This window comes from Polaribacter vadi, assembly GCF_001761365.1.
Classification (GTDB): Bacteria; Bacteroidota; Bacteroidia; order Flavobacteriales; family Flavobacteriaceae; genus Polaribacter; species Polaribacter vadi.
This window is the reverse complement of the sequence record NZ_CP017477.1, coordinates 745,583-765,645: the sequence shown is the minus strand read 5'-3', so window position 1 is coordinate 765,645 and position 20,063 is coordinate 745,583. Positions and strand designations below refer to the sequence as shown.

Annotated in this window: 21 protein-coding genes; 13 read left to right on the top strand and 8 right to left on the bottom strand. The window is 27.8% G+C overall.

The features are described 5' to 3' along the window. Positions 1–20: 20 nt before the first annotated feature. From ccoG to LPB03_RS03465, 6 genes are all read left to right on the top strand, one after another. Positions 21–1,442 carry a cytochrome c oxidase accessory protein CcoG gene (gene ccoG / locus LPB03_RS03490; protein ID WP_065319253.1) on the top strand — a complete coding sequence of 474 codons (1,422 nt, stop codon included), beginning with the start codon at positions 21–23 and terminating at the stop codon, positions 1,440–1,442. Between the two features lie 135 nt (positions 1,443–1,577). Continuing rightward, entirely contained in the window at positions 1,578–2,024 is a 447-nt protein-coding gene (locus LPB03_RS03485) for a FixH family protein (protein ID WP_065319254.1), read from the top strand. 88 nt (positions 2,025–2,112) lie between these two features. Further along, positions 2,113–2,811 carry a sulfite exporter TauE/SafE family protein gene (locus LPB03_RS03480; RefSeq protein ID WP_065319255.1) on the top strand — a complete coding sequence of 233 codons (699 nt, stop codon included), beginning with the start codon at positions 2,113–2,115 and terminating at the stop codon, positions 2,809–2,811. A gap of 497 nt (positions 2,812–3,308) precedes the next feature. After that, positions 3,309–5,036: an ATP-binding protein gene (locus LPB03_RS03475; protein ID WP_065319256.1), complete on the top strand. Its 1,728-nt coding sequence runs from the start codon at positions 3,309–3,311 to the stop codon at positions 5,034–5,036. Positions 5,037–5,113: 77 nt separating this feature from the next. Continuing rightward, complete coding sequence (locus tag LPB03_RS03470) at positions 5,114–5,818, top strand: LytR/AlgR family response regulator transcription factor (RefSeq protein WP_065319257.1); 705 nt, start codon at positions 5,114–5,116, stop codon at positions 5,816–5,818. A gap of 111 nt (positions 5,819–5,929) precedes the next feature. Beyond that, a complete protein-coding gene (locus LPB03_RS03465; protein WP_065319258.1) occupies positions 5,930–6,229 on the top strand; it encodes a hypothetical protein in 300 nt (99 codons plus the stop codon). Positions 6,230–6,467: 238 nt separating this feature from the next. Here LPB03_RS03465 and LPB03_RS03460 read toward each other — a convergent pair whose 3' ends face one another. Further along, complete coding sequence (locus tag LPB03_RS03460) at positions 6,468–6,827, bottom strand: hypothetical protein (RefSeq protein WP_065319259.1); 360 nt, start codon at positions 6,825–6,827, stop codon at positions 6,468–6,470. A gap of 151 nt (positions 6,828–6,978) precedes the next feature. On the opposite strand from LPB03_RS03460, the gene LPB03_RS03455 reads away from it, so the two are divergent. Together LPB03_RS03455 and LPB03_RS03450 are read left to right on the top strand one after the other, a co-directional pair. Continuing rightward, positions 6,979–7,794, top strand: a complete 816-nt coding sequence (locus LPB03_RS03455) for an SDR family oxidoreductase (protein ID WP_065319260.1) — start codon at positions 6,979–6,981, stop codon at positions 7,792–7,794. Positions 7,795–7,905: 111 nt separating this feature from the next. Then, positions 7,906–8,721, top strand: a complete 816-nt coding sequence (locus tag LPB03_RS03450; RefSeq protein WP_065319261.1) for an SDR family NAD(P)-dependent oxidoreductase — start codon at positions 7,906–7,908, stop codon at positions 8,719–8,721. 108 nt (positions 8,722–8,829) lie between these two features. Here the strand turns inward: LPB03_RS03450 and LPB03_RS03445 are convergent, their stop codons facing one another. Continuing rightward, positions 8,830–9,600 (bottom strand): alpha/beta fold hydrolase, encoded by a 771-nt coding sequence (locus LPB03_RS03445; RefSeq protein WP_065319262.1) that lies wholly within the window; start codon positions 9,598–9,600, stop codon positions 8,830–8,832. Between the two features lie 135 nt (positions 9,601–9,735). Here LPB03_RS03445 and LPB03_RS03440 point away from each other — a divergent pair, with 135 nt between their 5' ends. The 3 genes from LPB03_RS03440 to LPB03_RS03430 all read left to right on the top strand — a co-directional run bounded on the left by LPB03_RS03440 (position 9,736) and on the right by LPB03_RS03430 (position 12,735). Continuing rightward, positions 9,736–11,565, top strand: coding sequence for an alpha-amylase family glycosyl hydrolase (locus LPB03_RS03440; protein ID WP_083187158.1), 1,830 nt, complete (start codon positions 9,736–9,738; stop codon positions 11,563–11,565). 118 nt (positions 11,566–11,683) lie between these two features. Further along, positions 11,684–12,193 carry a DUF421 domain-containing protein gene (locus tag LPB03_RS03435; protein WP_065319264.1) on the top strand — a complete coding sequence of 170 codons (510 nt, stop codon included), beginning with the start codon at positions 11,684–11,686 and terminating at the stop codon, positions 12,191–12,193. Continuing rightward, entirely contained in the window at positions 12,193–12,735 is a 543-nt protein-coding gene (locus LPB03_RS03430; protein ID WP_065319265.1) for a hypothetical protein, read from the top strand. Before LPB03_RS03435 ends, LPB03_RS03430 begins: the two co-directional genes overlap by 1 nt. Before the next feature lie 182 nt (positions 12,736–12,917). On the opposite strand, the gene LPB03_RS03425 is transcribed toward LPB03_RS03430, so the two are convergent. The 4 genes from LPB03_RS03425 to LPB03_RS03410 form a co-directional block, all read right to left on the bottom strand. Next, positions 12,918–13,283: a YchJ family protein gene (locus LPB03_RS03425; RefSeq protein WP_065319266.1), complete on the bottom strand. Its 366-nt coding sequence runs from the start codon at positions 13,281–13,283 to the stop codon at positions 12,918–12,920. Positions 13,284–13,287: 4 nt separating this feature from the next. Then, complete coding sequence (mnmE, locus tag LPB03_RS03420) at positions 13,288–14,682, bottom strand: tRNA uridine-5-carboxymethylaminomethyl(34) synthesis GTPase MnmE (protein ID WP_065319267.1); 1,395 nt, start codon at positions 14,680–14,682, stop codon at positions 13,288–13,290. Between the two features lie 97 nt (positions 14,683–14,779). Continuing rightward, positions 14,780–15,697 carry a mechanosensitive ion channel family protein gene (locus LPB03_RS03415; protein ID WP_065319268.1) on the bottom strand — a complete coding sequence of 306 codons (918 nt, stop codon included), beginning with the start codon at positions 15,695–15,697 and terminating at the stop codon, positions 14,780–14,782. Between the two features lie 57 nt (positions 15,698–15,754). Further along, positions 15,755–16,255 carry a Dps family protein gene (locus tag LPB03_RS03410; RefSeq protein WP_065319269.1) on the bottom strand — a complete coding sequence of 167 codons (501 nt, stop codon included), beginning with the start codon at positions 16,253–16,255 and terminating at the stop codon, positions 15,755–15,757. A gap of 280 nt (positions 16,256–16,535) precedes the next feature. On the opposite strand from LPB03_RS03410, the gene LPB03_RS03405 reads away from it, so the two are divergent. Further along, entirely contained in the window at positions 16,536–16,874 is a 339-nt protein-coding gene (locus tag LPB03_RS03405; RefSeq protein WP_065319270.1) for a DUF4870 domain-containing protein, read from the top strand. Between the two features lie 262 nt (positions 16,875–17,136). Here LPB03_RS03405 and LPB03_RS03400 read toward each other — a convergent pair whose 3' ends face one another. After that, positions 17,137–17,571, bottom strand: coding sequence for a DUF4268 domain-containing protein (locus LPB03_RS03400; RefSeq protein WP_065319271.1), 435 nt, complete (start codon positions 17,569–17,571; stop codon positions 17,137–17,139). A 322-nt stretch (positions 17,572–17,893) separates the two neighbouring features. After that, positions 17,894–18,475, bottom strand: a complete 582-nt coding sequence (locus LPB03_RS03390) for a MiaE family protein (protein ID WP_065319273.1) — start codon at positions 18,473–18,475, stop codon at positions 17,894–17,896. A 102-nt stretch (positions 18,476–18,577) separates the two neighbouring features. Between LPB03_RS03390 and LPB03_RS03385 the strand changes: the two genes are divergently transcribed. Further along, positions 18,578–19,891, top strand: a complete 1,314-nt coding sequence (locus LPB03_RS03385) for a DEAD/DEAH box helicase (RefSeq protein WP_065319274.1) — start codon at positions 18,578–18,580, stop codon at positions 19,889–19,891. The last annotated feature ends 172 nt before the right edge of the window (positions 19,892–20,063 follow it).

Sequence of the window (20,063 nt, the reverse complement as noted above, 5' to 3'; positions counted from 1 at the left end):
ATTAGTTTTTAATAATTAGCATGGAAAATACCGAGAACGAACAATTTAGAGATAGTATTGGAACCATCAATGAAGAAGGTAAACGTTCTTGGGTGTTTCCAAAAAAGCCAAGTGGTAAGTTTTATAAATATAGGAGTTATGTAAGTTATATCTTATTAGTTTTTTTATTATCAGCACCCTTTATAAAAATTAATGGGAATCAGTTTTTACTTTTTAATATTTTAGAAAGAAAATTTAATATTTTCGGACTTCCTTTCTGGCCACAAGATTTTTATTTGCTGGTCATATCAATGATTGTTGGTGTTGTTTTTATCATTCTGTTTACAGTAATTTTTGGTCGTGTTTTTTGTGGATGGATTTGCCCACAAACCATTTTTCTGGAAATGGTTTTTAGAAAAATTGAATACTGGATTGATGGAGATAGAGGAAAACAAATTCGTTTAGAAAAGCAACCTTGGAATGCAGACAAAATTAAAAAACGACTGCTAAAATGGTTTATTTTCTTTGTGATTTCATTTATAATCGCAAACGTGTTTTTAGCATATTTAATTGGTGGAGATACTGTAATAAGATACATAACTGGCAATCCTTTAGATAATATTCATACACTAATATCCTTAACAATTTTTACAAGTGTATTCTATTTTATATTTGCTTGGTTTAGAGAACAAGTATGTATCATTGCTTGTCCTTATGGAAGATTACAAGGGGTTTTGTTAGATAATAAAACCATTAATGTAGCTTACGATTATAAACGTGGTGAACGTGAGGAAGGAAGATCTAAATTCAAGAAAAACGAAGATAGAGAAGCCTTAGGAAAAGGAGATTGCATTGATTGTAAACAATGTGTTGTAGTTTGCCCAACAGGAATCGATATTAGAAATGGCACACAATTAGAGTGTGTAAATTGTACAGCTTGTATAGATGAGTGTGATCATATTATGGAAAGTATCAACTTGCCAAAAGGTTTAATTAGATATGCAAGTGAAGATAATATTGCAAAAAAAGAACCTTTTAAAATTAATGCAAGAATAAAAGGATATTCAGCAGTTTTATTAATCTTAATAGGAATTTTAGTTGGAATGTTATTTTTAAGAAATAATGTTGAAGCAACTATTTTAAGGTTACCAGGACAATTATATCAACAGAAAGAGAATAATATTATTAGCAACGTTTATACTTTTAAAGTGATAAATAAAACCACGAAAGATATTGAAAATGTAAGCTATAAAATAATATCTCATAAAGGTGAAATTAAATTAGTGTCGAACCATAATTTTATAATTCCTAAGCAAGGTTTGGCAGAAGGTACTTTATTTATAGAGTTAAATGCAGCTCTTTTAAAAGGTGATGATATAGATCTTGAAATTGGAGTTTTTAGTGACAATAAATTAATTGAAACCACAAAGACTAATTTTTTAGGACCTAGAAGTTATAGATAGAGAGTGGGAAGTTGGGAGTTTGAAGAAGGAAGTAGGAAGTAAGAAGAAAAATGAATTATGTAATCTGCTAATTTAATTATCGATTATTAATTAAAAATTTGCTTTTTATTTCGAAAAGATTAAAATTAAGAAATTATGAAAATAGGTTGGGGAACAGGTATTGTAATTGCAATTGTGGCTTTTATGTCTTTTATTTTGTACTTAGTAATTACCATGAGTACAGATAATAATTTTAGTCATGATTTGGTTACAGAACAATATTATCAGCAAGAATTGGAATATCAACAAGAAATTAATGCTGAGAAAAATTTAAGAAATTTAGAGGAAAAAATAACGCTTCAAAAAAGTAGTGAAGGTTTAAAAATTAAGTTTCCTACTAAATTTAATAATGAAAAAATTGAAGGAAAAGTGTTCCTATATAGACCATCTAATAAACAATTAGATTTTGAAATTCCTATTTCAACTTCTGATACATATTTGCTCGTGCCTGAACAACGTTTATTAAATGGTCGTTGGAACATTAAAATTTCTTGGAAACACAAAAATACGGACTATTTATTTAAAAAAGAATTAGTTTATTAAGCACTTTTTTTTCAAAAAGAATCAGCCACAAATTGCACTAATTGTGCTTTAGGTTTCATATTTAATTACTGTTATTTATATCTAAAATATGCTCTTATCAGCAATCATATTCGGTTTATTAGGTAGTTTTCATTGCATTGGCATGTGTGGACCTATTGCTTTTATGTTGCCAATTGATAGAGCAAATAAAACAAAAGGTTTTTTCCAAATTTTAAGTTATCATTTAGGGAGACTATTTACGTACAGTTTAATAGGATTATTATTTGGTTTTTTAGGAAGAGGTTTTTATTTCTTTGGTTTTCAGCAACAACTCTCAATTATTGTTGGAGTTTTAATGATCATAACTATAGTATTTCCAAAGATTTTACAAAAATTATCTTTATCAAAAAAAATAAGCACACTTGTTTTAAAAATAAAAAATTCTTTGGGTAAAGAATTAAAAAAGAAAGGAAATGATACTTTTTTTACCATCGGTTTTTTAAACGGATTTTTACCTTGTGGCTTAGTTTATATGGCTGTTTTTGGAGCCTTAGCAACTTCAAACGCTTTTACAGGTAGTTTGTATATGTTTCTATTTGGCTTAGGTACAATTCCTTTAATGACCGCTTTTGTGTATTTAGGAAATTTCACCAAAGGCAACTTTAGGAAAAATATTCAAAAAGCAATTCCTATTATGGTTGTTTTTATCGGTGTTCTTTTTATTGTTAGAGGTTTAGGTTTGGGCATACCTTATATTTCTCCAGTTCCTGTTTTAGATATGGTTACAAACAATGCAGTTTGCCATTAAAGCAATAGATTTCTGCTGTAAATTAAAACAGTTTAAAATACGTTAGTTAAAATCCTTTTAACTATAAATTAAACCCTGTGAACTAAAGCTACATACTTTTTTAACAAATGATAAAAATCATTAGAATTTAAAATTTAATTTTACTTTTCTTATATTCGAATTTTAGAAGAATTTTTTTAGCGTAATTGGAACAAGTTATCCAGATCTTTTGGCAACGTATAAAGATCCAATAGAAATGATATCATCTATTGAAAATCATATTCATGTAGAGGTTAAAAAAAAATATATCCAGAAGCTGAATTATCAACTTTTTAATAGATGAAAAATATGATAATTCGTTAATATTAATTTATCAAACTAATAAAGCAATGAAGCAGCATTTTGGTCTTGATTTATTAAATAAAACGTTTAAACGTTTTTAATACTAAGGCTTTCATTACAATAGAGAAAATTATAGAAGATGGCACAGAAGTAAGATTTATTATCAACAAAAATTTATGAATCAAAATAAAACGGAGATATTAAAAAGAGCTTTAGAGCATCAAAAAAAAGCTCGAAAAGAAGCAGAAAAAATACTTGAACACAAGTCTTTAGAGTTATATAATACTTCTCAAGAATTAAAAAAAAATAATGAAAATCTTGAAAACCTTTTAAAAGAGAAAACCTCTCTACTAAAAGGTATTTTTAGAAATATAAATGATGCTTACATTATTATCGATTTAAAAGGTAACGTCTTAAAAATGAATAAAAAAGCTCAAGATTTATTTGGGTATAATTTAAAAAATGAAAATCTTAATACTGCAAAACTCTTTTTTAAAGAAGACTATTCTTACGCATATTCATCCTTTAAAGAGCTTATAAACAATGGGCATTTTTTAGATTATGCATCTAGAATTATTACTAAAAATAACGAAGTTAAATGGGTAAATGTTAACGCGAGTATTATATATGATAAATTTAATAAACCTGCAGCAGCACAAGGTATTGTTAAAGATGTTACTCAAGAAATAGAAAAAAAACGAATATTAGATTTAATAAATAAAACTGCGAAATCTATTTTAGGAAAAGAGGATATATTTGAAATTGCTACAGAAATATCTAAAACAATTGCAAATTATTTAGAAACTGATTATTGTGTAGTTTACCTATTAAATAAAGAAAAAAATGTTTTAGATCAAATTGCAAGATTTAGTAGTAATGCAGGTAATAGCAAAGAAGCTCATCATAAAATAAGCTTCCCATTAGATGAGGGAATTATTGGCAAAGTTGCAAAATCAGGTAAGTCTGAAGTTGTAAATCATATAAGTAAAGACAATAGGCATATGTTAAATGATGATTTCAGATTGTCTGAAATAACAGTGCCAATTATTAGTGATGGAGAAGTAATTGCAGTGATAGAATCAGGTTATAAACATAAAAATTATTTTACAAAAAAACACATAAAAACTCTTGAAAACATTGCAAGTTTAGTAGCTGTACAACTAAAAAGTGCTATCAATTTAAGAGAAATTAAAAAAGTACAATTAAAAAATAAAGAACTTTTAGCCAAATTAGCTAAAAGAAATGAAGAGTTAAATGAGTATGCACACATTGTATCTCACGATTTAAAATCGCCCTTAAGAAGTATTGCAGCTTTAACAACATGGATTAAAATTGATAATCATGATAAATTTGATGCTATAAGTTTACAGAATTTTGATGCCATAGAATTTACTTTAGAAACTATGGAAGCTCTAATTTCAGATATTTTAAGATACTCTAGTTTAGACCCAGTATCAAAAGAAATTGAAGAAGTAGATTTAGATCTTTTGGTTAAAAATTTAAATCATATTTTATACATACCAGAGAATATTACCATTAATATTTTAAATAAACTACCAATTGTACAAGGAGATAAAATTAAATATCAGCAAATTTTTCAAAATTTAATTGGTAATGCTATAAAGTTTAATGATAAAGAAAAAGGTGTAATTAATATTGATGTTGAAAATCAAAATTCCTTTTACAAATTTTCGGTAAGTGATAATGGCATTGGAATTGAAAAAAAATATTATGATAAAATATTTAAAATTTTTCAATCTTTAAAAGTAACAAAAAACTCTACAGGAATAGGGTTGTCTATTGTAAAAAAAATTGTGGATATTTATAAAGGAGAAATATGGTTAGAATCTGAACTAAATAAAGGAACTACCTTTTATTTTACCATTAAAAAGAATCTTTTATAAATTTATCTAAAAAAATAAAAATTTTACTAAAGCTTCTCTTCAAAAGTAGTATTTTAGATAACTAAATAAATTATCCTATGAAATGTATTATTATAGATGATGAAAAAATGGCAAGAGTTATTACAAGAACGCTTTGCAATCAAGTTTCAGATTTAATAGTTGTAGAAGAATTTACTAGTGCAATTCAGGCAATAAAATTTTTAAATGAGAATAGTGTAGATTTAATTTTTTTAGACATACACATGCCAGATTTTAACGGATTAGATTTTATAAAAACGCTAAAAGATCCTCCAAAAATTATTTTAACTACATCAGATCCTCAATTTGCTATAGAAGCTTTTGAATATGATTTTATTATAGATTATTTATTAAAACCTTTAGAATTAACTCGTTTTAAAAAAGCGATAGAAAAAGCTCAAAAAAAGACATTAACTAATGTGTCATCTTCTGCAAAAGCAACTAAAGATAGTGAAAACGATTTTTATGTAAATATTGATAGACGTCTTATTAAAATCGATTTACCATCTATTTATCTAATAGAAGCAAAAGGAGATTATATCAATATAAAAACGGAAGACAAAAACTACACAGTACACTCTACACTTAAAAAGATAGAAGAAAAACTTCCAGAATCTTTATTTTTAAAAGTGCATCGTTCTTACATAATCAACATTAAAAAAATTATAGATATAGAAGATAATAGTGTGTTGATTAAGAGAGATGTAGTTCCTGTTAGTAGATCTAAAAGACCGGAATTAATGAAACGTTTAGACCTTCTTTAAAATACTCGTCTAAACTTATTTACATTTTATCTATAGATAAAATGTAAATAGCGAAAATAAAAAATAGAACTTAATTTAGTTTATAATTTTGTGGTATCATTAAAAAAAGCCATGAAAAAGATCTTACTAATTTTACTAACAACAGCTGTAACTTCATTACAAGCTATACCTTACAAATATTTAGGAGACTATATTTTCAATAAAACTATTCCGTCTTTAGAGTCTCCTGAAGATAACGTTTCAATTGAAACATTGGGAATGATTTATATTTCATTACCAGAATCTTATCCTTTTCCAGCTTATAAACCTTTTACTACTAGTATTGATAAATTTTCTATTAGTACATCTAAATGCGATTTATCCACAGATAGTTATATCGTTATTGATGATAAAAAAAATATTAATATATAAATAAAAATATTATTCCCTGAGATTCCCCAGATTAGTAGCGTGAACCCCTAAAACCCTCTAAAACAAAAGGCTAAGGTTAATTCTTTAGTCTTTTATTTTATATAATGTATTTTTTAAAAAGAACAATTAAAAAAGTAATCCGAACTCTGTAACCATAAAATCAGTTGTAGTTGCAGCAACAATTTTAATTTACAAATCATATAAGTTTAAAATAGTTGGTGCGTAAACCTTGAGTGTTTTAACTAGGCAATTCTTTCTTATCTTTTATTCTAAAACAATTTTCGCTTCCTAAAAACTGCGGATTTCCATATTCTTCGCTCCAAAAACCCTCTAAAATATCTTTGGTAAAACATTTGTAAACTACTGTGCCAAAATAAGTATTGTTTTCATCACCAACATAATTAAAGTTGATGACTAAAATATTTTCCTTAAAAAAACCAACACCAAATTGTTCTTGACTTTTGTTGATGAGCCATTTTGCAATAATTCTATTCTTTTCATCTAAACTTAAAGAAAGCGTGCCATTGTATGTTTCATCAGACTCATTTTGGTTTGTGCCAATAATGGAGTAGTTGCCAAGAATATCTTTTATCATCATAAACGAAAATTTAATTTTAATAATACAAAACACTTTTCATATCTAATAACATATTCAAGATTTTTTCAAAAACGAATTGTGTTAACTTTTAAACTCATCAAGCTAAGACTTTTTTTTATTTACTTCTAATTTTGGAAGTAAACAAAAAAGCATGCAAACAAGTAAAAGATTACAGAATCAAAGTGCCATAATTACAGGTTCTAGCAAAGGAATTGGAAAAGCAATTGCTATGGAATTTGCAAAAGAAGGCGCAAATGTAACTATTAACTATCATAGCAGTAAAGATGAAGCAGAAGAAACTGCGCATTTATTGGAAGAGAAATATAAAGAAATAAAAGTATTGGTTTTAAAAGGAGATGTTAGCAAAGAAACTGATGTAAAAAACGTATTTAAAAAATCAATAAAAGAATTTGGTACAGTAGATATTTGTGTAGCAAACGCAGGTATTCAAAAAGATTATTTATTGCATGAAATGCCATTAGATGCATGGAAAAAAGTAATTGACGTCAATTTAACAGGTCAGTTTTTATGTGCAAAAGAAGCTTTAAACGAATTTTTGAAAAGAGGTTTAAGAAAAGAGGTCTCAAAATCAATAGGTAAAATTATTCATATAAGTTCCGTTCATGAAGTAATTCCTTGGGCTGGTCATGCAAATTATGCAGCGTCAAAAGGTGGTTTATTAATGTTGATGGAAAGCATTTGTCAGCAATATGCACCTTTAGGAATTCGTTGCAATAGTTTGGCACCAGGAGCTACAAAAACGTCTATCAACAAAGATGTTTGGGGTAATAAAGAAGGTTTAAAAAAAATGCTGAAATTAATTCCACAAAAAAGGGTTGGAGAGCCACAAGATATGGCACAAGCTGCTGTTTGGTTGGCTTCAGACGAATCTGATTACGTAAATGGAACTACTTTGTTTGTAGATGGTGGAATGACTTGTTATCCTGGTTTTTCTACCAATGGATAAAAAAATGACTTAAGATTATCAGATTTAAAACGATTGTTTTTTTTTAAAGATTTATGTTTTACATCATTTAAATCTAAGTCAATTAAAATATTAATGAATAAAAATTAAAAAATGGATTTAAAAATTAAAGGAAAAACAGCATTAATTACAGGAGGAGATTCTGGAATGGGATTAGAAACTGCAAAGTTTTTAGCAAGAGAAGGTGTAAATATTGTTTTGTCTGATGAAAGTGGAGGAAAAGAACTAGATACAGCTGTAAAACAGGTAGAAAAAGATTGCCAGTTTGGAGCTAAAGTAATGGGTATTGCAGCAGATGTTTCTAAAAACAAACAAGTTTTGGCATTAGCAGATAAGGTTGAAAAAGAATTTGGAGGTGCACATATAATTTTTCATGCAGCAGGAGCTAGAGGAGCTGCTGGAGATTTTTTAGAATTAACAGATGAAGATTGGATGAAAACAATTGATGTTGATTTAATGGGAGCAGTTAGAGTTGCTAGAGCTTTTGTACCTCAAATGCAAAATCTAAAATGGGGACGAATGATTATGGTTGCCTCTGAAAATGCTTTTCAACCTTATGTAGAGGAAAGTCCATATAATGCTTGTAAAGCTGCCATTATAAACTTATCAAAATGTTTATCAAGATCGTATTCAAAAGAAAATATTTTGTTTAATGTTATTTCACCAGCATTTATAGAAACTCCAATGACAGATGCAATGATGGAAGAAGAAGCAGAAAAAAGAAACGTATCTGAAGAGGAAGCTGCAAAACAATTTGTGAAAGAAAACAGACCACATATTGCTATGCAAAGAAGAGGTAGGCCAGAAGAAGTAGCTTCTACAGTTGCTTTTTTATGTTCAGAGCATGCTAGTTACATCAATGGAGCAAATATTAGAATTGATGGTGGAGCAGTAGAGTCTGCTTTTTAAAATTGATAAATTTCTTAGAAAATAGAGAAAAGAAAAAGTCATTTGTTTGTAGCAAATGACTTTTTCTTTTTTAGATATTTAAGTTGTAATTAGAAGTGGAATTCAAAATTATTCTGTAGAAATATCATACTTAAATTTACTAATTTTTTTGATGTGTCTTGCTAATTTTCTTGTTGCTTCTAAAGGTATTAAATGCCCAATTCTGTTAAATACAATAAGAGTTCCTTTATTTAAATAAGGCATTACTTCATTGTAAATAGCATCCATAGAAATTACAGGGTCATTTTTTGAACAGATAACAAATGTCGGAATTTCTAAGTTTTTTATTCCCATAGAAATATCATGATTCATTCCTTCATTTATCCACCAATTCCAAGCTTTTATATTAATTCTCAATTGAGAGTTTACAGCATACTCAAATTTTCCTCTTCGTAATTTCTTTACAATTCCGTTTTTTACAGTTTGTATAGCTTCTTCTTTATTTGGGTGATGTAGCATTCTTTTTTTCTCATCATCAGCCATGTTTTCTGTAGTTGGTGGAGAAGGTGCCACTAAAATTATTTTTTTCGGTTTGTTAACTTCGTTCATTAAAGCTGCATATAAAGCTATTTTTCCACCCATGGAATGACCACATAAAGTGTAATCTTTAAGTTTTAAAGCTTCAATTTGCTTGTTTACAAAAATTGCATACTCATAGATTGAAGGCTCAAAATTTAGTTCAGTTTCATTAAAACCGGGTAAATTTAACAAAATACATGTGTGCGATTTTACTAATCTTTTTGCGAGCCATTTCCAACTGCCAGCATCACCTCCAAAATAATGTATAAACACAATTTTTTTCTTTCCATTTCCAACAATTTCATAATTATTTTTAGTCATCAATATAATTTTGGAGCAATATAAAATTTAAAAAACTACTTAAAAAATTAAAACTGAATAGGGTTAAACTGAATTTTCTTTGAGTTAAAAAAAGATTTTTTCAATAATTAATTTTGATAAAAAATATCAATACTGATGAAATCAACTAAAAATATAGAAATGACTTTAGAAAGTGGAATGGGTGCAATTTTACATGCTGATAAAAAAGGAGTAACGTTTAGAGTTTGGGCACCAAATGCTGAAGCTGTTTCTGTTGTTGGAGATTTTAATGATTGGAATGTAGAAGAAAATTGTTTAGAACAAGAAGAAAATGGGTATTGGGCTTGTGCTGTGGGTCAAGCCAAAGAAAGAGATGAATATAAATTTAATATTACTTATCAAGGAAATTCTTTTTTAAGAAACGATCCTTATGCCACAGAAATGACGAATAGTAATGGCAATTCTATAATTTGTGACTTAAATTTCGATTGGAAATGTACAGATTTTAAAATGCCAGATTGGAACAAATTAGTCGTTTATGAATTGCATATTGGAACATTTTTTAGAGGTGAAAATAAAGATTCTGTTGGTACTTTTTACGATGCTATAAAACGTTTACCTTACTTAAAAGCTTTAGGAATTAATTGTATTGAAGTATTACCAATTACAGAATTTGCAGGCGATATTTCTTGGGGATATAATCCAGCAGCTCCTTTTGCAGTAGAAACAGATTATGGAGGACCAAAAGGTTTTGCAAAATTTATAGATGAAGCTCATTTGTTAGGAATAGCTGTTATAAATGATGTTGTGTATAATCATTTTGGACCATCAGATTTAGATTTATGGCAGTTTGATGGTTGGAGCGAAAATGATAAAGGTGGAATTTATTTTTATAACGATTACAAATCAGACACTCCTTGGGGAGATACAAGACCAGATTATGGTAGAGTAGAAGTAAGAAGGTATATTAGAGATAATGCCATGATGTGGTTGGATGCATACAAATGCGATGGTTTACGATGGGATGCAACTTCTTATATTAGAGATGAAGCAGGTGGCATTGGCTATAAAAAAAAGGAAATTGCAGAAGGCACTTTATTAATGCAAGAAATAAATACTGAGGTTCATGAAAAATTTCCAAGTAAAATTTTAATTGCAGAAGACTTAAAAGGAGATCATAATGTAACCTCAAAATATGGAGATAAAGCTTTGCATTTCGATTCACAATGGGATGGAGAATTTGTGCACCCAATAAAAAGAGTTTTAACTGCTGTAGATGATGAAAGTAGAGATTTGAATGATATTAAAAGTGCCCTTTTAAACTTATATAATGATGATGCTTTTCAAAGAACCATCTTTACAGAATCTCATGATGAAGTTGCTAATGGAAAAGCTAGAATTCCAGAAGAAATTCAACCAGGAGAAGCAGATAGTAAATTTGCTAAAAAACGATCTATTTTAGGAGCTGTTTTAACATTAACAGCTCCAGGAATTCCTATGATTTTTCAAGGACAAGAATTTTTAGAGGATGAATATTTTATAGATGATGAAGAATTAGATTGGTCTCGTTTTTCTCAATTTAAGGGGATTACAAAACTATATAGAGATTTAATTAAATTTAGAAGTAATCCAAAGGAATTTGAAACTTATGGTTTAACAGGACATGAAATTGAGATTGTACACTGTAACCACGAATCTAAAATTTTAGCATATACAAGAACTCATAAAGATTTAAAAGATAAACCGACACTTGTTATTTTAAATTTCTCATCTAACGTTTATAAAGATTATAAAATAGGAAGCCAAAAACATGAAAATTTAAAAACAATTTTTAACAGTACTTGGCAAGGTTATGATTCTGAAGATTTTGAAACAATCGAGACTAATTTATCAATTTTAAAAGATGAGAATTACGATAATTTTGAGCATACCTTATCTTTTTCTATTGATGGTTATGGAGCAATAGTTATTGCTGTAGATAAATAATTTACAATGGTATTAAATAGCTATATAGTTGTATTATTTATACCAAAACAGTTATCAATTATTTGAAACGGATTAATAAATTCTTTGTGTTTGCAATAAATTTGAAAAAACAATAATTATGACTTTACAAGAAATTTTTTGGTTAGTAGTATCTGTATTAGGTGTGTTTTCTATAATAATTGCAATTACAAGAGTTTTCGGATTAAGAACATTTGCAAAAATGTCTAGTTTCGATTTTGCCTCTACAATTGCTGTCGGTTCTGTTTTGGCATCCGTTATTTTAAATACAGATTATTCTTTATTAAAAGGAGCAGTTGTATTGGTTTCAATTATCGGTTTTCAAACTTTGTTTTCTTTCTTAGTAAGAAAAGTAGATATATTTAAAGAACTCTTTACAAACAAACCACAGATTATTATGTGGAATGGTAAAATTTTATATGATAAATTAAAAAAATGTAATGTGGGTGAAGATGATTTAATTGCGAAGTTAAGAGAAGCAAATGTGCATGATTTTAATGAAGTGAAAGCTGCAGTTTTTGAAAGTACTGGAGATGTTTCTGTTATTCATAATAAAGAAGATAAAGAAATTTCACTCCAAATATTAACAGACGTAAGTAAAGATATATAATGCTTAAATTTTTTAAAAATAATAAGAATGCCATTTATGGGGGCACTTTAGCAACGTTATTTACAGGAATGGGCATATTTCTTTTAGGAAATATTTCTGGCTATGAAGCTAAAAACTTATTAAAAGTATCTTTATCTGGACTTACTATTTTGTGTAATACAATCGTGTTAGCATCTGCTACTATTTTAGCTTTATTATTAACATTATTAAGTGTTAGTTTTGGCTCTGATAATAATTTAAAGAAAAAACATTATTATCAAATTTTAAATATTGCAAAATTCGATGTTATCTTATTTATTGCTGCATTAATTATATTTCAATTTTTTAACATTCCTATTTTAGAAGCTAATAACGTACCTATTTCTTGGTATAATAAAATTTATTGGACAACATTGGCATCAACATCTATAATTAGTGGTATGATGATTACCGTAATTTTAATGTTATATAATGCAGTTACAAACCTTATTACCATCATTGGGTTAAATGCAAATCATCCTTTGCTTTATAATGAAGAGGATGAAGAAGAAGTTGAAAAATAGTATGAAATAATTTATATTTTTCACTCAAAAAAAATAAAATAAGTTTAATCTTTTTTTTAAATTGATAAGGTATCAATTAACTTGTTTTATCAAAAATATCCGTTTTCAATTTCATTTTTATTAAAAGAAATAAAAATCAAATAATATTTTTAAGAAGATATAATTATGCTATTCTTTAAAATTTATAAACCATCTTTATACACCCAATGATTATTTTCTTTTACAAAACTAGACTTTTCATGGATTGTGTTTAAAGAGTTATTTTCGTAAAAAAAAGCTTTAAATTCAACTGTGTTTTCTGTCGATTTTATAACAGTTAATTTTACCCATTCTACAGATTTTGTCCAAGTTAATATTTCTTTTTTTTCAGTTTCAGAAGGTCTTGTGGAACTATGATGACTTTCTTGTAAATAGTTAATATTAGCCATTACAAAAGCACTATATCTGGAGCGCATTAATTCTTCTGGTGTAGTTACAGAAAGTATATTTTGATGTGCTTTTTTACAACAATCAATATATAATTTTGAAGGATTACAAGGACATTTCATCTTATTATTTTCCAATACAAAAGTTTCCAAAAATGTGTCCTAAAATATCTTTATCCACATCATAATCTCCAGTAATGGCACCTAAATGACGTAAACATTCTCTAATATCAATAGAAAATAAATCAGTACCAATTTCTAGATCAATTCCTTGTTGTACAGAAGTAATTGCTATTAAAGCATTATTTAAAGCTTCAAAATGACGCGAATTTGTTACAATTGTTTCATTATTACTCAAAGCACCAATATTTACCAAAGAAGTTAATTCGTTCTTTAGCTCTTCAATTCCTGTTTTATTTTTTGCTGATAATAAAATTAAATTTTCTATTTCTGATTGTAATATTGAAGAATCATGACAAGATAAAGTATCAATTTTATTAGCGATTACTAATAAACGTTTGTTTGGAAAACGTGTTTTTATGGTTTCAATTTCTTCTAAAAATTCTTCTTTAGCATAAGAGAATTTATTGGAATCTATTAAAAATATAATCAATTGGGCATTATCTGCTTTTTCATAGGCTTTTTTAATACCAATACTTTCTATAATGTCTTTGGTTTCTCTAATTCCTGCTGTGTCAATAAACCTAAAAGCAACACCTTCAATAATTAAATCATCTTCAATAGCATCTCTTGTTGTTCCTGCAATATCAGAAACGATGGCTTTTTCTTCATTTAAAAGCGCATTTAAAAGTGTTGATTTTCCCACATTTGGTTCGCCAATAATGGCAACAGGAATTCCATTTTTCATGGCATTTCCAAATGCAAAAGAATCTATCAATCGTTTTAAAACAAAAGTAATCTTTGAAACTAATTCTTTAAATTTTGTTCTGTCTGCAAACTCTACATCTTCACCAGAAAAATCTAATTCTAACTCAATTAAAGCAGCAAAATCTAACAATTGAACACGTAATTCTTTTAATTCGTTGGTAATTCCTCCACGCATTTGCTGAATTGCCATTTGATGACTTGCAGCAGAATTAGCAGCAATAACATCTGCAACAGCTTCTGCTTGGCTTAAATCCATTTTACCATTTAAAAAAGCACGCATTGTAAATTCGCCATTATCTGCCATTCTACAACCATTTTGTAGAAATAATTGTAGTATTTCTTGCTGTATAAAGCTAGAACCATGACAAGAAATTTCCACCACATTTTCGCCTGTGTAAGAATTTGGATTTTTAAAAACCGAAACTAATACTTCATCTAAAATTATTCCTTTATCAACAATATGCCCTAAATGACTGGTGTGTGTTTTTTGCGTTTTTATTGATTTATCTTTTTTTATCGATTTAAAAAAAGCATCTACAATTGTAATTGCATCTTCTCCTGAAAGACGAATTACAGCAATTGCACCAACTCCAGCTGGTGTTGCTAAAGCAATAATAGTATCGTTTTTAATCATGGTACAAAAATACGGAAACATTTTATCAGAAAAATAAAAAGTCCACCACAATTTGTGATGGACTTTCTTGTAAATCTAATAACTAAATTTCTAAAATTTAAGCATTTTCAACTTCCTTTTCCTTTATTTTTTCTTCTTCTTTATTATTTTCTTTATCGTTATTATTCGTAATATTTAAATTATTGTTTGGTACAAATTCCAATGTTCTCATTGGGAAAGGTATGTTAATGCCTTCTTTATCAAAAGCCTTTTTAATTGCTATGATAGCTGTACTTTCTGCTTGCCATCTATGCAAAGCTCTTTCTCCATCAATCCAAAATCTACATAAAAAGTTTATGGAACTATCTCCAAATTCTGTAAAATAAAACTCTACTTCTTTCCCAAATTTTTTCTGATCAAATTTAGCGTCAATAGTTTCAAGCGTTAACTCTTTAACCGCTTCTAAATCTGCTCCATATTCTACACCACACGTTACAGAAATTCTCATTTCTTGCGTTAACGAATAATTTTTAAACGGACTTTCTAAAATTATTTTGTTAGGAATCACAACCATGTTGTTATCAGCTTCTTTTAACACAAAATAATTTAAATTAATATCGATAACTTCACCTGCATAATCATTGGTTTCTACCCAATTACCAATATTTAGGTTTTTTCTGAAAGATAAAACAACACCAGAGATTGTGTTAGATAACGTTCCTTGTAAAGCCAAACCTATTACAATACCAGAAACACCAGCAGCAGAAACAATTGTTTTTAAAGTGTCATCGAACTTTAAAATAGTCATTGCAAAATACAATCCTAATAAAAATATAACACCAGATGCAATTCTAGAAACTAAATCTCTAACCGATTTTTGTTTTATTTTGCTACCAATAGTTCTATTTATTAAAGAACTTATGTTTCTTGATGCGAAGTAAGCAATTACTAAAACTACCAATGCAATTGCCATATTTGGTATGTTTTTTATAAAAACATCTCTCCATAGTTCTAGTTTTTCTATTACTTTATCCATTTTTGTGTGTACTATTTTTATTAATAAATTAGTTGTTAAAATTTAATTTCGTTAAAATTATTCAACAAATGTGGTATTTAACTCTTCTTTTGTGTCTTTAGACCAGGCATTTAACATCCAAGTAGCTTTTTCTAACTGTCTTATATAACCACCCATTAAATCAATAGTTCCTTCATCTGAAGCTTTATTGGCTCTATCAACAACTTTACTTAATTGTTCTAACAAAATTTTATGATCATCAATTATATTTGCCACCATTTCTTTATCAGATAGTAAAGGGCTAGATTCTTTAATTCTAGAAACTTCAATATAATCAGACAATTTGCTTATGGGATGATATTTTAAAGTGATAATTCTTTCTGCAACTTCATCAATTTTAAGTCTTGTATCATTATACATTTCTTCAAATTTTTTGTGCAAATCGAAAAAATTCTTTCCTAAAATATTCCAATGAAAATTTCTTAATTTCTGATAATATACATGATAATCTGCCAGTAAAACATTTAATTCAGTAACTACAGGCAACACTTTTTGGTTTTTCATATTTAAATAATCCATATCTGTTATTTTAAGTTAGTAGTATTTTACAATCACAAAATTAGTTGTAAACACGACTTAAAAGTTGCTCAAATAAGTGAGATGTTAACTCAATCAAATTTCATATTTTCATCAATTTAAAAAATAAACAAAAACACTTAGTTTATTGTAAATAAGCATGTTAATTTTAAAAAATATACGAAAAAAAATATAATAGCTAAAAAATAGTCGTATTTTAGATGTAACATAATAAAAAAATGTACGTCTAATAAATATACCAATCAACTTAAAATATAATATGATGAAAGAAGACAAGCAATTATTAGTAATTACACATTTAAGCCAATTATTAGATTTTGTAACAGGAATTGGAGGTTTTATTGTGCCTTTAGTTTTGTGGCTTACTAAAAGAGACGAAGTTTATAAAATGGACGAACAAGGAAAAGCAATTATAAACTTCAGAATATCGATGTTCATTTACATCTTAATCTGCATTCCATTAATTATTTTATTTGGTTTAGGAATTGTCGGAATTATCGTTATTTCAATTTTCTATTTAATTTTTCCGATTATAAATGCCATAAAAGTGAGCAATAATGAGGAACCAAATTACCCATTAAGTATTACATTTATAAAGTAGTTTTTTAGGGCGTTACCAAGCTGAAAAAGCTTGGTCAGGCTTTACGTTTCAATCTTTTTAATTACGTCTTTGCCAAGTTTACTTTTTTGTAAAGTGTGGCAATCTCATATTTGTTAATTGTGCCCATTTAATTAAAATTAAAAAGGATTTTCACTTCAATCCTTAACGCAAAGCAAATTTACAAACGAACTACCTTATTTTTGTGAAGTTTATTTTTTGTAGATTTTAGAATACAAAAAATTATGAAATACAATTCTTAGCATCAAATTGCTTGGTTGATAAAATCTTCATATTCATAAAAGAAAAGCTCAAATTTTGGCATAGTTTCCATATAAAATTCATAGCAATCTCGCCAAGTGTCTTTATTATAAATGCTAAATTTTTTATCAAAAGGAACATAAATTCTATGAATAATTTTGCCACTTTCCAACTCGTAAGCATCATTAAAAATAACTTCAGGCAATTCAGTTTCCAGTAAAACCTTCAAAGAAATCATTTGATCGAACAATAATTCGTTTGCAATTGCTTCAGGATGATCAATATCCAAACAAACCATGGCTTTTTTTCTATCGGCCACAAATTTAAAAGCGAAACCTTTAATTTTGGTATTGTACAGCAACCATTTTCTTGGAAACGATTTTCCAAAACTTGTCCAAAATAATTTACGTAATTGTGCAGCTTCTTCTTTGCTAAACATGGTTTAGTTTAAGGTTTAATATTTAAAAAATAATAATTGATAACACATAACAATTGCAGCAAACCAATAAAAATATTGAAGATATTTTACAATATTTTTTTCGTTATCAACCACAAACTTTATAGGTTGCCTATGTAAGTTTGCTGGATTGTATTTTTTATGAAAACCAATTAACTTTTTTATGATAGTAGTGATCACAAATCTATTCCAAAGATAAATTATCAACAGAATAAAAAGTACGAAGAGTAATTTTTCAAAATAAGACATGATTAATTTTTAAAGAGTATGAATTTCTTCCCTTTGGGAAGATTAAGATGGGCTTTTACCCATGAATTTTAGCCACATTTCCTCTTTCTTTCATCATTTCAGCTTCGAAAGCTAAAAGTGCATTCCATTTTTCATCAACAATTGCTCTATCTTGATATTGTCTTGCAAACTGCAAAAAAGTAGCATAATGTCCAGCTTCAGAAATCATTAAATTTTTATAGAATTTTTGCAATTCCTCATCTTCCATATTTTCAGAAAAAACCTTAAAACGCTCACAACTTCTTGCTTCAATTAAAGCAGCAACTAATAATCGCTGAATTAGAGCATCTGTTCTGTCACCTGTTTTCTTAAAAAACTTTTGCAAACGAATGGCATAATCGTTTTTTTGCTCACGTCCCAAAACCATTCCACGTTTTACCATTAATAAATGCACCATTTTAAAATGTTGCATTTCTTCAATAGCAATATTGCTCATTTCTTTAACCAATTCTGTTTCTTCAGAGTAATTTATAATGATAGATACTGCATTAGAAGCAGCTTTTTGCTCTAAAAAAGCATGATCTGTAAGTATTTGTTCAAGATTTACTTTGGCAATTTCTGCCCAAGAAGTTTCAGTTTCGAATTGTAAGCCTAACATAATTTTGTTTTGAAATACAAAAGTAAAGAATATAAAATATTTTATTGATGTTAGACTAACTATCTTTGGCGAAATTATACAACACTTAAAATAAAAATCAGAATGGCAAACGATATAAAGAATCAAGAAGAAATTTTAGCGAAATTAAATATCTACGAGCTAAATGAAATGCAAAATGAAGCCATTTCAGTAATTGAAAATACGACGAACACCATTATATTATCACCAACAGGAACAGGAAAAACATTGGCTTTTTTACTACCAACGTTAAAATTAATTGATCCTGAAAATGAAGAAATTCAAGTTTTAATTTTAGTGCCATCAAGAGAATTAGCAATTCAAATTGAGCAAGTTATCAGAGAAATGGGAACTGGTTTTAAAGTAAACGCAGTTTATGGAGGAAGATCGATGGCGAAAGATAAAATAGAAATTAAACATACACCAAGTATATTAATAGGAACTCCAGGTAGAATTTCAGATCATTTTGCAAACGATCGTTTCTCAAAAGACAGCATCAAAACTTTAATTTTAGACGAGTTTGATAAATCTTTAGAAGTTGGTTTTGAGTATGAAATGAGAGGAATTATCAACCAATTACCTAATGTAAACAGACGAATTTTAACATCAGCAACACAAGATGCAGAAGTTCCTGAATTTGTACAGTTAGATAAACCAACTGTTTTGAATTATTTAACAGGAAAAAAATCTAAAAAATTAGATATTAAGATTGTTGCTTCTCCATCAAAAAATAAAAATGAAACCTTAGTTGAATTACTAAAACATATTGGGAATCAGCCAGGAATTATTTTTTGTAATTTAAAAAGTAGTATTGATCATGTTAGTGCGTTTTTAACAAAAAATAAATTAGCACATAGTACTTTTTCTGGAGGAATGGAGCAAAGAGATCGTGAGCGTTCTTTAATTAAATTCAGAAATGGAACAAGTCAAATTTTAGTTGCCACAGATTTAGCTGCAAGAGGAATTGATATTCCTGAAATGAAATATATTATTCATTACGAATTGCCAGAAAGATTAGAAGAATTTACGCACAGAAATGGAAGAACAGCAAGAGTAGATGCTAAAGGAACAGCGTATGTTTTAAAGTGGGAAAAGGAAAAATTACCAGATTTTATTAAAGGTGCAACCAATGCAAATATTGATGCAAAACAGAAAATGAAACCTGTTTTTTGGGAAACGTTATTTATTTCTGGAGGTAGAAAAGATAAAATTTCTAAAGGTGATGTAGCAGGTTTATTTTTTAAACAAGGAAACTTAAACAAAGATCAATTAGGTATTATCGAGTTAAAACAAGATTGCGTTTTTGTTGCTGTGCCAGTTTCTGAAGCGAATAGGTTAGCAGAAGATTTAAATAATGTAAGATTAAAGAATAAGAAAGTTCGAGTTTTTGTTATTTAAATTAGATGCAAAATTTAGATTTTTGAAAGTAATAAAGCAATTATTGTTTTTTATAAATTTGTTGATTTTAAAATAGTTTTAAAAATTGAAGAGAAATTATCTTTTATTGAATAAAACTTAATTATAAAGCAAAAAAACTACGCATTTTATTTTCAAGATACTCAAACATTCT

Excerpts from the sequence above, each read along its gene's own strand:
- LPB03_RS03455 (WP_065319260.1), top strand. The coding sequence starts at position 6,979 with ATGCAAACAAGTAAAAGATTACAGAATCAAAGTGCCATAATTACAGGT.
- ccoG (WP_065319253.1), top strand. The coding sequence starts at position 21 with ATGGAAAATACCGAGAACGAACAATTTAGAGATAGTATTGGAACCATC.
- LPB03_RS03410 (WP_065319269.1), bottom strand. The coding sequence starts at position 16,255 with ATGGATTATTTAAATATGAAAAACCAAAAAGTGTTGCCTGTAGTTACT.
- LPB03_RS03385 (WP_065319274.1), top strand. The coding sequence starts at position 18,578 with ATGGCAAACGATATAAAGAATCAAGAAGAAATTTTAGCGAAATTAAAT.
- LPB03_RS03480 (WP_065319255.1), top strand. The coding sequence starts at position 2,113 with ATGCTCTTATCAGCAATCATATTCGGTTTATTAGGTAGTTTTCATTGC.
- LPB03_RS03415 (WP_065319268.1), bottom strand. The coding sequence starts at position 15,697 with ATGGATAAAGTAATAGAAAAACTAGAACTATGGAGAGATGTTTTTATA.
- LPB03_RS03470 (WP_065319257.1), top strand. The coding sequence starts at position 5,114 with ATGAAATGTATTATTATAGATGATGAAAAAATGGCAAGAGTTATTACA.
- LPB03_RS03430 (WP_065319265.1), top strand. The coding sequence starts at position 12,193 with ATGCTTAAATTTTTTAAAAATAATAAGAATGCCATTTATGGGGGCACT.
- LPB03_RS03475 (WP_065319256.1), top strand. The coding sequence starts at position 3,309 with ATGAATCAAAATAAAACGGAGATATTAAAAAGAGCTTTAGAGCATCAA.
- LPB03_RS03405 (WP_065319270.1), top strand. The coding sequence starts at position 16,536 with ATGAAAGAAGACAAGCAATTATTAGTAATTACACATTTAAGCCAATTA.
- LPB03_RS03425 (WP_065319266.1), bottom strand. The coding sequence starts at position 13,283 with ATGAAATGTCCTTGTAATCCTTCAAAATTATATATTGATTGTTGTAAA.
- LPB03_RS03465 (WP_065319258.1), top strand. The coding sequence starts at position 5,930 with ATGAAAAAGATCTTACTAATTTTACTAACAACAGCTGTAACTTCATTA.
- LPB03_RS03485 (WP_065319254.1), top strand. The coding sequence starts at position 1,578 with ATGAAAATAGGTTGGGGAACAGGTATTGTAATTGCAATTGTGGCTTTT.
- LPB03_RS03390 (WP_065319273.1), bottom strand. The coding sequence starts at position 18,475 with ATGTTAGGCTTACAATTCGAAACTGAAACTTCTTGGGCAGAAATTGCC.
- LPB03_RS03440 (WP_083187158.1), top strand. The coding sequence starts at position 9,736 with ATGAAATCAACTAAAAATATAGAAATGACTTTAGAAAGTGGAATGGGT.
- LPB03_RS03435 (WP_065319264.1), top strand. The coding sequence starts at position 11,684 with ATGACTTTACAAGAAATTTTTTGGTTAGTAGTATCTGTATTAGGTGTG.
- mnmE (WP_065319267.1), bottom strand. The coding sequence starts at position 14,682 with ATGATTAAAAACGATACTATTATTGCTTTAGCAACACCAGCTGGAGTT.
- LPB03_RS03400 (WP_065319271.1), bottom strand. The coding sequence starts at position 17,571 with ATGTTTAGCAAAGAAGAAGCTGCACAATTACGTAAATTATTTTGGACA.
- LPB03_RS03460 (WP_065319259.1), bottom strand. The coding sequence starts at position 6,827 with ATGATGATAAAAGATATTCTTGGCAACTACTCCATTATTGGCACAAAC.
- LPB03_RS03450 (WP_065319261.1), top strand. The coding sequence starts at position 7,906 with ATGGATTTAAAAATTAAAGGAAAAACAGCATTAATTACAGGAGGAGAT.
- LPB03_RS03445 (WP_065319262.1), bottom strand. The coding sequence starts at position 9,600 with ATGACTAAAAATAATTATGAAATTGTTGGAAATGGAAAGAAAAAAATT.